The organism is Mesorhizobium sp. M0243, from assembly GCF_040321775.1.
Taxonomy (GTDB): Bacteria; Pseudomonadota; Alphaproteobacteria; order Rhizobiales; family Rhizobiaceae; genus Mesorhizobium.
This window is the reverse complement of the sequence record NZ_JAMYSF010000003.1, coordinates 89640-102319: the sequence shown is the minus strand read 5'-3', so window position 1 is coordinate 102319 and position 12680 is coordinate 89640. Positions and strand designations below refer to the sequence as shown.

The following is a 12680-nucleotide window of genomic DNA, read 5'->3' as shown; positions in this document are numbered from 1 at the left end:
TTTCGGGAGGAAGCAATGGCCTTTTCCTATATGCCGGGCTTCGGCAACGACTTCGAAACCGAGACGCTGCCCGGTTCGCTGCCGCAAGGACGGAATTCCCCGCAGCGGCCGGCCTACGGCCTCTACGCCGAGCAGCTTTCGGGCTCGCCCTTCACCGCGCCGCGCGGCACCAATGAGCGCTCCTGGCTCTACCGCATCCGGCCAAGTGTGAAGCACACCGGCCGCTTCAAGCCGGCGAGCTATCCCTTGTGGAAGAGCGCGCCCAATGTCGGTGATCACGAACTGGCGCTTGGCCAGTACCGCTGGAATCCGGTGCCGATGCCGAAGGAGCCGACCGATTTTATCAAGGGCATGCGCAGCATCACCACATCAGGCGACGTGCTCGGTCAGGCGGGCATGGCAGCGCATGTCTATGTCGCCAACACCTCGATGGTCGACGACCATTTCTTCAACGCCGACGGTGAATTGCTGGTCGTGCCGCAGGTCGGCGCCTTGCGCTTGGTCACCGAGATGGGCGTCATAGAGCTTCGGCCCGGCGAGATCGCCGTGCTGCCGCGCGGTCTGGTCTTCAAGGTCGAACTGGTCGATGCCGAAGTGCGTGGCTATGTCTGCGAGAATTACGGTGCCAAGCTGACGCTGCCCGACCGTGGCCCGATCGGCGCCAATTGCCTGGCCAATCCGCGCGATTTCAAGACGCCTTGCGCCTGGTTCGAGGAGAAGGAAACGCCTTGCCGGCTGACGGTGAAATGGTGCGGCAATTTCCATGTCACCGAGATCGGCCATTCGCCGCTCGACGTCGTTGCCTGGCACGGCAACTACGCGCCCTACAAATATGATCTGGCGACCTTTTCGCCGGTCGGAGCGCTGCTGTTCGACCATCCCGACCCGTCCATCTTCACGGTGCTGACCGCACCGAGCGGCGAGGAGGGCACGGCCAATATCGACTTCGTCATCTTCCCGCCGCGCTGGCTGGTGGCCGAAGATACGTTCCGGCCGCCCTGGTATCACCGCAACATCATGAGCGAGTTCATGGGCCTGATCCATGGCCAGTACGACGCCAAGGAAGAAGGCTTTGTGCCCGGCGGCATCAGCCTGCACAATCTGATGCTGGCCCATGGGCCGGATGCGCCTGGCTTCGAAAAGGCCTCGCGCGCGGACCTGAAACCGGTCAAGCTCGACAACACCATGGCGTTCATGTTCGAGACCCGATTTCCGCAGATGCTGACCCGCTACGGCGCCGAACTCGAAACCCGGCAGGACAATTACATCGACTGCTGGGCGGATCTGAAGAAGCGTTTCAACGGCACGCCCGAGGGCGACTGGTCTTGAGCACCGAGCCAATGCCGGATCGGCTGGTGCTTCTTGGCTCGAAGGGCGGCCCGGCACTGCGGCCGGGTGGCCCATGGCCAAGTTCGTCGCTGCTGCAGATCGGCGGCCGCAGCATCGTTGTCGACTGCGGACTTGGCGTGACGCGCGGTCTGGTCGACGCCGGCATCAGCCTGAAATCGCTCGACCTGATCTTCATCACGCATCTGCATTCCGATCATGTGCTGGAGCTGGGGCCGCTGATCCACACCGCCTGGACGGCGGGTCTGGCGGCGCCGGTCCACGTGTTCGGTCCGCCCGGCACGGATCATTATTGGCAGCGCTTTTGCCAGGCGATGGACTTCGACATCGAAATCCGCGTCGTCGACGAGGGCCGGCCGGATATTCGAGACCTGGTTTCGATCGTCGAATTCGGCGAAGGCCAGGTGCTCGAGCAGGGCGGCTTGACGGTTTCGGCGCTGCGCGTCGAGCATCCGCCGGTGACCGACTGTTTTGCCCTGCGCTTCGAACACGGCGGGAAAAGCGTGGTGTTCTCCGCTGACACGGCCTTCTTTCCGCCGCTCACCGAATTCGCCCGGAGTGCGGATATCCTCGTCCATGAAGCCATGCTGGAGGAAGGCATCGAGCGGCTGGTGGCCAGGACCGGCAATGGCGCGCGGCTGAAAGAGCATCTGCTTGCCAGCCACAGCTTTGCCGAAGAGGCCGGCAGCGTCGCCAGCGATGCCGGGGTGAAGAGACTGGTGCTCAATCACCTCATTCCAGCCGACGATCCCGGGATCGGCGAGGCCGACTGGACTGCAGCTGTCAGGAAAACATGGGCTGGCGACTTGACGATCGCCCGCGACGGCCTTGTTGTGGAGTTAAGCAGCGGGAAAGCTGCACAAGGAGAGGAAATCGCATGAAGCTTGCCACATTGAAGGACGGGACGCGCGACGGAAAACTCGTCGTCGTCTCGCGCGACCTGACACGCTTCACCGACGCCTCGTTCCTGGTGCGCACGCTGCAGGCGGCGCTCGACGACTGGCGCCGCATCGCCCCGCATCTCGCGACAATAGCGGAATCGCTTGAGAACAATGCGATGCCGGCGGAGCGCTTCCACGAGCATGACGCCCACTCGCCGCTGCCGCGCGCCTATCAATGGGCCGACGGCTCGGCTTACGTGAACCATGTCGAGCTGGTGCGCAAAGCGCGCGGCGCCGAGATGCCGGCGAGCTTCTGGACCGACCCGCTGATCTACCAGGGCGGCTCGGACGCCTTCATTCCGCCACGTGACCCGATCCGCATGGCTGACGAAGGCTTCGGCATCGACATGGAGGGCGAGGTCGCCGTCATTGTCGACGACGTGCCGATGGGCGCCACTCTCGAAGAAGCGCGCGCTGCGATCCGGCTGGTCATGCTGGTCAATGACGTCACGCTGCGCGCGCTCACCGGACCGGAACTGGCGAAGGGGTTTGGTTTTTTCCAGTCAAAGCCGTCCTCGGCGTTTTCGCCGGTCGCGGTCACGCCGAACGAACTGGGTGACGCCTGGGACGGCGGCAAGGTCAGCCTGCCGTTGCTCGCCGACCTCAACGGTAAGCCGTTCGGCCGGGCCAATGCCGGTGTCGACATGACCTTCGATTTTCCGGCGCTGATCGTTCACGCTGCCAAGACCAGGCCGCTTGCCGCCGGCACGATCATCGGTTCCGGCACCGTTTCCAACAAGCTCGACGGCGGGCCGGGCAAACCTGTCTCGGCCGGCGGCGCCGGCTATTCCTGCATCGCCGAACTGCGCATGATCGAGACCATCGTGTCAGGCGAAGCCCAAACGCCGTTCCTGCGCTTCGGCGACACGGTACGCATCGAGATGAGGGACAAGGCCGGGCATTCGATTTTCGGCGCCATCGAGCAGAAGGTCGAGAAATACGAGAGGTAAGGGAATGACGGGGGTCTATCTGCTGGCCGGTGTCTGGGCACTCGCCATACTGGCGGTCTTCATCCAGGCGATCCGGCTGAGTTACCGCATCGAGGCGCGCTCGCCTGACCTGACCAACCGCAGCGGCTTTCCGCGCAAGGCGATGATGTTGCACACCATCACCAACATGAAAGTCGCCCGGGATGAGGAGACGCAAGCCATGCGTCGGCGCATGAACCGGCTGCTGCTGATCGTTCTTGCGGGATTTGCAGCTATGTGGGCGGGCTTGTATCTGGTGCGGGCAGGGGGCTGATCTCGTGAATCTGCTTGACCATCTGCGCCGTATGGCCGGCAACAATCTGTGGTCGAACGACCGGCTCTACCGCGCGGTGCTGTCCCTCCAGCCAGGTGAGTTCGAGGCCGAACGCACCAGCTTCTTTCCATCGATCAAGGCAACGCTCAACCACATCCTTGCGGTCGATCTTCTCTATCTCGATTTTGTCGAAGAGGGTGGTCTCGGTGCTGCCGCCCATGACGACTTCGTGCCCCTCGACGAGCCGGCGGCGTTGTTTGCGGCGCAGGTCGCAGCTGACCGCAGGCTGATCGCCTTCTGCGATAGGCTGTCGGCCGACGATCTCGATCGCCGCGTCATCACCGACCGGCGCGAGGACGGCATGATCCCCGAGCGCATCGGCGATATCCTCGCCCATGTCTTTCTGCACGACATCCATCACCGCGGCCAGGTGCACGCAATGCTTTCGGGCACGTCGGTCAAGCCGCCGCAATTGGATGAATTTCTGCTCTATTATGATGCGAAGCTGAGGGAGAGAGAGGTCGAGCGGTTGGGTTTGTGAGAGCGACTTGTCTCGCTAATCATCCCAGAGCGACATCATAACGGGCAAAACACGGGTCGGATGTAAGGATTGCTAGGTCCTCCATTTGCGCCTGCGCGATCAGCAGTCTGTCGAATGGATCACCATGATGGTGGGGTAGGCTGCTGACGGCGTTCGCATGCTGCAAAGTGACGGCAAGTGGCTGAAATTGCATTCTGGGAAGCAGCGTTGGCAGATCGTCCGGCGCGTTGAGTTTTCCGATTGAGCGTTTGATGGCAATTTCCCAGACGCTTGCCGCGCTCGCGAACACCACCGCTTCCGAAGCCAAGACAGCGCGGTGGTGCTGGCTGAGACGTGGATCGTCTGAAATCGACCACAGGATGATATGCGTGTCGGCGAGAAACGGGCCGACCGTCATTTCACGTACTCGTCCCATTCGGGACCGAGTTCATCAAAATCGTCCGCAATCCAAATCTTGCCCTTCAAGGCGCCAATACGCGGCAGTGGTTCGGCCGCTGCCGGCGGTACGATGCGCGCGGCCACCTTGCCGTGGCGTGTGAGAACGATCTCCTCGCCGGCTTCCGCGCGGCTGACGAGTTCCGACAATTTGGCCTTGGCCTCGGCGATGGAAACATTCATAGCGCGATCCTTATGACCATAATTTAGGTCATAATTGGTCGCGCCGCAAGAAGCCCGGTTCGAATCTACCTACTCCGCAGCCTGAACCTTGATCACCCCGCGCTTGATCTGGTCCTGCTCGATGGATTCGAACAGCGCGCGAAAGTTGCCCTCGCCAAAACCTTCGTCGCCCTTGCGCTGGATGAACTCGAAAAAGATCGGGCCGATCACGGTCTTCGAAAAGATCTGCAGCAGGATCTTGGTCGTGCCGCCGTCGACGACGCCTTCGCCGTCGATCAGGATACCGTGCTTCTTCATCCGCTCGATCGGTTCGTCATGGCCATTCACGCGGTCATACGACATGTCGTAGTAGGTCTCCGGAGGGCCGGGCATGAACTTCAGGCCGTTCTCGGCCAACCTGTCGGTGGCGGCGTAGATCTCGTCGGTGCCGACAGCGATGTGCTGAATGCCCTCGCCATTGTACTTCTTCAGGTATTCGGCGATCTGGCTGGTCTCGTCCTTGGACTCGTTCAGCGGAATGCGGATCTTGCCGCAGGGCGAGGTGATGGCGCGGCTCACCAGGCCGGTGATCTTGCCGTCGATGTCGAAGAAATGGATCTGTTTGAAGCCGAACAGATTGCGGTAGAAATCCCACCACTTGTCCATCTGGCCGCGATAGACATTGTGGGTCAGGTGATCGAGGTAATAGAAGCCGACGCCTTCCGGCCGCGGGTCGCGAGTGCCCAGCCATTTGAACTCGGCATTATAGGCCGAACCCTTCTTGCCGTAGGTCTCGATGAAATAGAGCAGCGAGCCGCCAATGCCGATGATTGCCGGCACGTCGAGCGCCTTGTCGGCGCCTTCGTAAGGCGTGGCTCCCTTGGCAACCGCGTGATCGAAAGCGTGCTTGGCATCGACCACCCGCCAGGCCATAGAGGCAGCACAAGGGCCGTGCTTGTCGACGAATTTCATTGCATGCGAGCCGGGTTCGGCATTGACGACATAGTTGATGTCGCCCTGGCGCCAGATGGTGATGTCTTTCGTGCGGTGCTTGGCCACCGCGGCATAGCCCATGCGGGTGAACAGCTCGGCCAGTTTTTCCGGCTCCGCATGCGCGAATTCGACAAACTCGAAACCATCGGTGCCGGCCGGGTTGTCCTTGCTGATCTTGGCGGGCGGGGCGTGGTGCGGGAAGGGACCCATGATATTCCTCCGAAAGCTGGCCTGGCCTGAAAAGGCCCTTTGACACGATCATAACGCGGAGGAGGCGCACGGTGCTTGCATTCAAACGCATGAAATGATGATGTCATGCGTGAAGCGTGCATGATATGAGGAAAAGCCATGGATGAGACGCGGATTGATCGGTTCGACCGCAAGATAATGGCGCTATTGCAGGGTGATGCGCGGCTCACCAACAACGATCTTTCGGAGCGGGTGAACCTGTCGGCGTCGCAATGCTCGCGCCGCCGCCAGCGACTGGAGGAAGACGGCTTTATCAAGGGCTATCGCGCCGTTCTCGATCGCGACAAGCTCGGCTTCTCGCTGGTCAACGTCATCTCGGTCACACTCGCCACGCACAATCACGACAATGCGCGGCGCTTCGGTGAACTGGTGGCGCGGCTGCCCGAGGTGCAGGAAGCGCACGCGCTGACCGGCGAGATGGATTACATCCTGAAAGTGGTGACGCCCGACCTGAAGTCGCTGTCGGAATTCGTCAACGGCGTGCTCTTGCCGCACGAATCCGTGCAGCATGTAAAAACGGCGATCGTGCTGGAGACGCTGAAGGAAACCGGCGCGCTGCCGATTTAGGCAGAACGGATTTCAGTTGATACGTCGGAGGGGCAGCACCCCCCTCTGTCCTGCCGGACATCTCCCCCGCAAGGGGGGAGATTGGATGTCGCGAATCCCTTCGCCAATCGCCAACGTTGCAGGAAGAGCCTTGGCGGCGAAGCTGCCGATCTCCCCCTTGCGGGGGAGATGGCCGGCAGGCCAGAGGGGGTGTGAAGGATCGCCAGCTACGGAATGACGGAAAGGCCGTTCAGCCCTTCGACTGTTGGATCAGCCCATAGAGATTGGTGCAGCGGGCGCCGGAGCGGCAATAGGCGAAGACCGGGCCGTCGAGCTCGTCGAGCGCTTCGGCCTGATCCTCGACATTCTCGGCGGTGATCTGGCCGCTGATGACGGGGATGTAGCGGAAGGCAAGCCCTGCGGCTTCGACCGCTGCCTTGACGGTGTCGGCAGAAGGCTGGCCGGGCTGTTCGTCATCGGGCCGGTTGCAGATGACACTCTTGAAGCCGGCTTCCTTGATGGCGGCGACGTCCTCAGGCTGGATCTGGCCCGAAACCGAATAGTCCTCGCTGATTTCGCGGTATTCCATGGCAGCATCCTCGCAAACTGGTCAGGCGGCAGTCTTGCCACTCCCCGACATGGGCGGCAATCCGTACCGAAAGAATTCTCTGCCAAATAGACACTGCGTGCCGGAAAATCCAACCGGGCCGATGCGGCCCGGCTGCACAATCCTTCATACTCAGCTGCCGAGAATGGCGCCTTTGATCTGACGGATGTTGTTGTGCATCATGTCGATATAGGTCGCGGCCGGGCCGTCGGGCTGCGACAGCGCATCCGAATAGAGCGTGCCGCCGACCTTGATGCCGGTTTCGCTGGCGATCTGTTCGATCAGGCGCGGGTTGGTGATGTTCTCGACGAAGATCGCAGCCGCCTTGTCCTGCTTCACCTGATTGACCAGTTTGGCGACGTCTGCGGCGGATGGCTCGGAGTCGGTCGAGATGCCTTGCGGGGCGAGGAAGGTCAGGCCGTATGCGTGTTCGAAATAGCCGAAGGCGTCATGCGAGGTGATGACGACGCGCTTGCTCTCCGGGATCGAGGCAATCGCAGTTTTCACTTCACCTTCGACCGCGTCGAGCTTCTTCGTGTAGGCGGCGGCATTGGTCTGGTAGCTGACGCAGCCTTCCGCATCCGCCGCGCAGAAAGCCTCGGCGATGTTCTTCACGTAGATCCTGGCATTGGCGATCGACTGGAAGGCGTGCGGATCGGTGACCGTCTTGCCGCCGCCGGTGCCGGCACCTTCGGCCGCGTCGGCATCGGCGAATTCAGGTTTGAAATCGATCGGCGTCACGCCCTTGGTCAAGGTGATGATAGACGCCTTGGTGGCGCTGGCATCGACCAGCCGCTGCAGGAAACCTTCGAAATGCAGGCCGTTGACCAGAACGATGTCGGCCTTGGCCATGGCAACCGCATCGGCCGGGCTAGGCTCGTAGACATGGGCGTCGCCATCCGGCCCGACAATGGTGGTGACGTCGATGCGGTCGCCGCCGACATTTTTGGCGAAATCGGCAATGACGGTGAAGCTGGCGACCACTTTCAGCGGTGCCGCCAAGGCCGACGATGCGCCAAAGGCGGTTAATGTTATAACGCTCATAGCCAAGGCGGCATGGATCGATTTCAGCATAGACGGGTCTCCTTCTAGGGGCGGGATCAGGCCGTTCTGTGACGGTGATGGATGATGCGCGCGCGCAGAATGCCGCGCGTGCCAAACAGGATCGAGGCGAAATAGACGACGCCGGCCGACAGGATGATGGCCGGGCCGGACGGCAGTGACGCGTGATAGGACAAAAGCAGCCCGGCGACGCAGGACGCGAAGCCGATCAGCACCGCCAGCACGCACATCGGCTCGACGCGAACTGTCCAGAAGCGGGCGGCTGCGGCCGGCAGCATCATCAGCCCAACCGACAGAAGCGTGCCGAGTGCCTGGAAGCCGCCGACAAGGTTGAGCACGACAAGGCCGAGGAAGATGAAATGCACCGGACTGCCGAGCCGGCTGACCGAGCGCAGGAACAGCGGGTCGAGGCATTCGGCGACCAGCGCCCGCCAGAAGATGGCGAGGCTGACCAGCGTCACCGCGACGATGCCGCCGATCAGCGTCAGGGCCTCATCGTTGAGCGCCAGCACGGTGCCGAACAGCACGTGCATGAGATCGACGCTGGAACCGCGGATTGACACCATCAGCACGCCGATGGCGAGCGAAATCAGATAGAACGCCGCCATCGAGGCGTCCTCGCGCTGGATGGTGAAGCGCGAGACGGCGCCGGCGCCGAGCGCGACGATGACGCCGGCGATCAGGCCGCCGATGGTCATCGGCAGGATCTCCAGCCCATAGAACAGGAAGCCGGCGGCCGCACCGGGCAGGATTGCATGCGCCATCGCGTCGCCCGACAGGCTCATGCGCCGCAGCATCAGGAAGACGCCGATAGGGCAGGCGCCGAGCGACAGCATCAGCGAACCGATCAAAGCCCGCTGCATGAAGCCGAAATCGGCGAAGGGCGCGATGACAAGACCGTAAAGCATGTCCATCAGGCAGCCCTCGGTCCGACGCCGTGTTGATGGTCATGGTGATCGTGGCCATGGTGATCGTGACCATGAGCGTCCTCGCCCGGCTCGCACCAGGGTGCATTTTCTTCCCAGGCTTCGTGGAAGCGGCGGGCGCGCAACAGGTTATCAGGCTTCAGCGTTTCCCTGGTTTCGCCCCAGGCGATCGGCTGGCGGGCGAGAAGCAGCGTTTCGGGGAAATTCTGCCGCACCAGGTCCAGATCGTGCACGACAACCATGATGGTGCGTTCCTCGCCATGCCAGTGCTTGATCAGGGCAATGAGGTCGCCGACCGTCTTGGCGTCGACAGCATTGAAGGGTTCGTCGAGCAGGATGAGGTCGGCGTCCTGCAGCAGGACACGCGCAAACAGCGTGCGCTGCAACTGGCCGCCCGACAGCGTGTCGATCGGCCGCTTCTCGAAACCGCCGAGGCCAACCGCCATCAGCGCCTTGCTGACGTCTTCGCGATCTTCCTTGGTGTAGCGGCCAAGCAGGCCGCGCCGTGGCCACAGGCCGAGCGAAACCAGATCCACCACCCGTGCCGGAAAGGAGCGGTCGAGCTCCGATTGCTGCGGCAGATAAGCGGCACGTACACCGGGCGCGCGGATAACCTCGCCGGCCATCGGCTTCAGGACGCCGACAATGCCTTTCATCAGCGTCGATTTGCCGGAGCCATTGGCGCCGACCACAGCGGTCAGCGAGCCCTTGCGGATGGTGCCGTCGAGATGATGGATCGCCGGATGGCTGCCGTAGCCAAGCGTCAGGTCGCGGAATGTCAGGCAGGTATTTGTCATTCTGCGATCCGTAGGCGGCGAAATCCGGCTGCTGGCAGCGGCCGACTGGATATGTGATGTTATTACATTAGTCAACAAGCCAATCCGGCGGAATTGCGGCCGTAGGGTCAACTTGCCGTGTTTGCACATCCATATGCCGTTGGCCCAAGGGGATTCGACCTGACGATCTTGCCCGAAGCCGGTCGCGACTCTAAAGAAGCGCAACCGCCACAGGAAGGAACCATCCAATGAGCATTCGTCGCATCGATATTGGCCCGCGCATGAGCCAGATCGTCATCCATGGCAATACCGTCTATCTGGCTGGTCAGGTCGGCCAGCCAACCGGCAACGTCGCTTCGCAGACCAGGGACATCCTGGCGGCCATCGACGACCTGCTGGCCAAGGCCGGTTCCGACAAGACCAAGATCCTGCAGGCGATCATCTGGCTGGCCGACATGAGCACCTTTGCCGAGATGAATGCTGAGTGGGACAAGTGGGTGCCGCAAGGCAACACGCCGGCCCGCGCCACCGGCGAAGCAAAGCTCGCCACCCCCGATTATCTGGTCGAGATTATTATTACCGCGGCGATTTGATCGGCGGCCTTCTACCTCCCCCTTGTGGGGAGGTCGGACCGAAGGTCCGGGTGGGGGTCGGCGCCGCTGCCCTCCGCTATGGCTCCGGGCGTTCGGCGTTCGAAAAGCCAAATCGTTGGCTTTTCGCCAGCCTGCGGCTGGACACGCCTCACCCCTGCGAGGGCCTGAACCTTGCCACCAGCGTGTGGCTCTCGGCCGCGTAGGTAAAGCGCACATGGGTGACCGGATGTTCGGCGCTCCATGTCCGTCGCTCTACCACCAGGCATGGCGCGCCGGCTTCGATGTCGAGTGCGGCCGCTATATGCCTGTCGGCGGCGACAGCGCGAATCCGGTGCTCGGCTTCGCTCCACGGCACGCGGCCGATCAGCCATGGCCCTGGCGCTATGGCCAGGAATTCCTCATCGGCTGCTTCAGGCACGGCGGTGAGGTTGATCAGCCGCTGCTCATGCGCGAACGGCCGCTCGCCGGCGAAATGCCCGCACTCCAGCGCCAGCACCGGTCCGGCCACGCCCAGCTCGAGCAGCGCGCGGTCCCCGGCGCTGCTGCGCCTTTTGTGTCGCATCACGCGCTCGTAGCGATAGGGCAGACCGAGCGCTTCGACCTCGATGCGGATATCGTGGATTTCCAGCACCGCCGCTTGCGACTGCGGCCGGCGCACAAAGCTGCCTGAGCGGCGGCGGCGTTCGATCAGCCCGGCCTTGGCAAGCTGTGACAGCGCCTTGTTCACCGTCATGCGCGAGCAATTGTATTGCACGCTCAATTCGTGCTCGAACGGGATGCGATGGCCGGGCGCCCAGGCACCGGACGTGATCTTCTCGCTAATGTCGGTCAGGATGCGCTGGTGCAGCGAGCCGCCACCTTCCGCTACCACTGTGTCGGTCATGCTCATGCCGAAAGCGCCGTCATCACGCTGCGAAACCGCCCGGCGATGGCCTCTCGCTTCACATGCCTGCCGCCGCTGACCTGTTTGCGGCCATGCACCCAGACGCAGTCGACCTTGCCGCCATTGGCGAAGATCCAGGCGTCCAGGATCGCGTCGCCGCTCTTGCCGGCCAGCGAGGGATTTTTGGGATCGAGCGAGACGAGATCGGCGGATGCGCCGGCGGCGATCTGCGAGGCGCCGGCGCCAAGCGCGACGCTGCCACCGTCGAGTGCGGCGGCGAACAGTGCGCGGCCGGTCGAGCCGCCGGCGACCGCCAGCACATTACGGGCGCGGCGGGCGAGGCGCTGCGAATATTCGAGCTGGCGCAACTCGTCCGGGAGGCCGATGAGCACGTTGGAATCGGAGCCGACCCCGAAGCGGCCGCCATGGTCTCTGAACAGTGGCGCTGCAAAAGTGCCGTCGCCGAGATTGGCCTCGGTGATCGGGCAAAGGCCGGCGATGGCGCCACTCCTGGCCATGGCAACGGTTTCAGCATCGGTCATGTGCGTGGCGTGGATCAGGCACCAGCGCTTGTCGACCTTGGCATGCCCAAGCAGAAATTCGACCGGCCGCGCGCCCGACCAGGCAAGGCAATCCTCGACCTCTTTCACCTGCTCGGCAATGTGGATGTGGATAGGCCCATCCGGTGCTATGGCAGTCACCTCAATCAGTTCTTCCGGTGTCGCGGCGCGCAAACTGTGCGGAGCGACGCCGACGACAGCCTGATTCAGTGCACGAACCGATTCGCGGCATTTCTCAACAAGCCGCGAGAACCGATTCACATCGTTGATGAATCGCCGCTGGCCTTCGTTTGGCACGGCACCGCCGAAAGACGAGTGCGCATAAAACACCGGCAACAGCGTCAGGCCGATGCCCGTCTCGCCGGCCGCGGCCGCAATGCGTTCGGCCATCTCGGCGAGGTTGGCATAGGGTTTTCCATCGCGGTCGTGATGCAGATAGTGAAATTCGCCGACGCGGGAAAAACCGGCCTCCAGCATCTCGACATAGAGCTGCGCTGCAACCGCCTCGACCTGATTGGGCGTCATCGACAGGGCGAAGCGGTACATCACCTCTCGCCAGCTCCAGAAACTGTCGGCGGAGGGGCCGCGAAGCTCGGCAAGGCCGGCCATGCCGCGCTGGAAGGCGTGGCTGTGCAAATTGGGCATGCCGGGCAACAGGATCGCGTGGCGTTCGTCGTCGGCTGTCGCAGCGGCACCAGGCTGAACGGCTGTAATGCGCCCCTCGGCCAGGGTGATCCGCACATTATCGCGCCAGCCATTGGGAAGGAGCGCCTGTTCCGCAAAGATCGCTGCCACTTTTCTCTCCGGTTCTCTGTCT

Annotated in this window: 16 protein-coding genes; 7 read left to right on the top strand and 9 right to left on the bottom strand. The window is 62.6% G+C overall.

The features are described from left to right. Positions 1 to 15 precede the first annotated feature (15 nt). The 5 genes from hmgA to NKJ11_RS04585 are packed head-to-tail and all read left to right on the top strand — an operon-like array spanning position 16 to position 4071. Positions 16 to 1329, top strand: a complete 1314-nt coding sequence (hmgA, locus tag NKJ11_RS04605) for a homogentisate 1,2-dioxygenase (protein WP_352792779.1) — start codon at positions 16 to 18, stop codon at positions 1327 to 1329. Between the two features lie 11 nt (positions 1330 to 1340). After that, positions 1341 to 2228 (top strand): MBL fold metallo-hydrolase, encoded by an 888-nt coding sequence (locus NKJ11_RS04600; RefSeq protein WP_352792899.1) that lies wholly within the window; start codon positions 1341 to 1343, stop codon positions 2226 to 2228. Then, the gene (locus NKJ11_RS04595) at positions 2225 to 3238 is read left to right on the top strand and encodes a fumarylacetoacetate hydrolase family protein (protein WP_128305082.1); all 1014 of its coding nucleotides are present in this window, start codon (positions 2225 to 2227) and stop codon (positions 3236 to 3238) included. Before NKJ11_RS04600 ends, NKJ11_RS04595 begins: the two co-directional genes overlap by 4 nt. Positions 3239 to 3242: 4 nt before the next feature. After that, entirely contained in the window at positions 3243 to 3530 is a 288-nt protein-coding gene (locus tag NKJ11_RS04590; protein ID WP_128305083.1) for a hypothetical protein, read from the top strand. Between the two features lie 4 nt (positions 3531 to 3534). Then, entirely contained in the window at positions 3535 to 4071 is a 537-nt protein-coding gene (locus NKJ11_RS04585; RefSeq protein WP_352792778.1) for a DinB family protein, read from the top strand. Positions 4072 to 4090: 19 nt separating this feature from the next. On the opposite strand, the gene NKJ11_RS04580 is transcribed toward NKJ11_RS04585, so the two are convergent. From NKJ11_RS04580 to hppD, 3 genes are all read right to left on the bottom strand, one after another. Then, positions 4091 to 4468 carry a type II toxin-antitoxin system VapC family toxin gene (locus tag NKJ11_RS04580; protein WP_352792776.1) on the bottom strand — a complete coding sequence of 126 codons (378 nt, stop codon included), beginning with the start codon at positions 4466 to 4468 and terminating at the stop codon, positions 4091 to 4093. Then, positions 4465 to 4689 (bottom strand): type II toxin-antitoxin system Phd/YefM family antitoxin, encoded by a 225-nt coding sequence (locus NKJ11_RS04575; protein WP_023813589.1) that lies wholly within the window; start codon positions 4687 to 4689, stop codon positions 4465 to 4467. The genes NKJ11_RS04580 and NKJ11_RS04575 overlap by 4 nt, the downstream gene beginning before the upstream one ends. A 69-nt stretch (positions 4690 to 4758) precedes the next feature. After that, complete coding sequence (gene hppD / locus NKJ11_RS04570) at positions 4759 to 5871, bottom strand: 4-hydroxyphenylpyruvate dioxygenase (RefSeq protein WP_352792775.1); 1113 nt, start codon at positions 5869 to 5871, stop codon at positions 4759 to 4761. Positions 5872 to 6009: 138 nt separating this feature from the next. On the opposite strand from hppD, the gene NKJ11_RS04565 reads away from it, so the two are divergent. Then, complete coding sequence (locus NKJ11_RS04565; RefSeq protein WP_352792773.1) at positions 6010 to 6477, top strand: Lrp/AsnC family transcriptional regulator; 468 nt, start codon at positions 6010 to 6012, stop codon at positions 6475 to 6477. A 229-nt stretch (positions 6478 to 6706) separates the two neighbouring features. On the opposite strand, the gene NKJ11_RS04560 is transcribed toward NKJ11_RS04565, so the two are convergent. The 4 genes from NKJ11_RS04560 to aztA form a co-directional block, all read right to left on the bottom strand. Further along, positions 6707 to 7045, bottom strand: a complete 339-nt coding sequence (locus NKJ11_RS04560) for a protein tyrosine phosphatase family protein (RefSeq protein WP_127270126.1) — start codon at positions 7043 to 7045, stop codon at positions 6707 to 6709. 150 nt (positions 7046 to 7195) lie between these two features. Next, positions 7196 to 8137: a zinc ABC transporter substrate-binding protein AztC gene (gene aztC, locus NKJ11_RS04555; protein ID WP_352792772.1), complete on the bottom strand. Its 942-nt coding sequence runs from the start codon at positions 8135 to 8137 to the stop codon at positions 7196 to 7198. Positions 8138 to 8163: 26 nt separating this feature from the next. Further along, positions 8164 to 9039 (bottom strand): zinc ABC transporter permease AztB, encoded by an 876-nt coding sequence (gene aztB, locus NKJ11_RS04550; protein ID WP_031212890.1) that lies wholly within the window; start codon positions 9037 to 9039, stop codon positions 8164 to 8166. Beyond that, positions 9039 to 9848 (bottom strand): zinc ABC transporter ATP-binding protein AztA, encoded by an 810-nt coding sequence (aztA, locus tag NKJ11_RS04545; RefSeq protein ID WP_023810169.1) that lies wholly within the window; start codon positions 9846 to 9848, stop codon positions 9039 to 9041. The genes aztB and aztA overlap by 1 nt, the downstream gene beginning before the upstream one ends. Positions 9849 to 10075: 227 nt before the next feature. Here aztA and NKJ11_RS04540 point away from each other — a divergent pair, with 227 nt between their 5' ends. After that, a complete protein-coding gene (locus tag NKJ11_RS04540) occupies positions 10076 to 10420 on the top strand; it encodes a RidA family protein (protein WP_352792771.1) in 345 nt (114 codons plus the stop codon). A 148-nt stretch (positions 10421 to 10568) separates the two neighbouring features. Here NKJ11_RS04540 and hutC read toward each other — a convergent pair whose 3' ends face one another. Together hutC and NKJ11_RS04530 are read right to left on the bottom strand one after the other, a co-directional pair. Continuing rightward, positions 10569 to 11309 carry a histidine utilization transcriptional repressor HutC gene (gene hutC, locus NKJ11_RS04535; protein ID WP_352792770.1) on the bottom strand — a complete coding sequence of 247 codons (741 nt, stop codon included), beginning with the start codon at positions 11307 to 11309 and terminating at the stop codon, positions 10569 to 10571. Then, positions 11306 to 12658: a formimidoylglutamate deiminase gene (locus tag NKJ11_RS04530; RefSeq protein WP_352792768.1), complete on the bottom strand. Its 1353-nt coding sequence runs from the start codon at positions 12656 to 12658 to the stop codon at positions 11306 to 11308. The genes hutC and NKJ11_RS04530 overlap by 4 nt, the downstream gene beginning before the upstream one ends. Positions 12659 to 12680 lie beyond the last annotated feature (22 nt).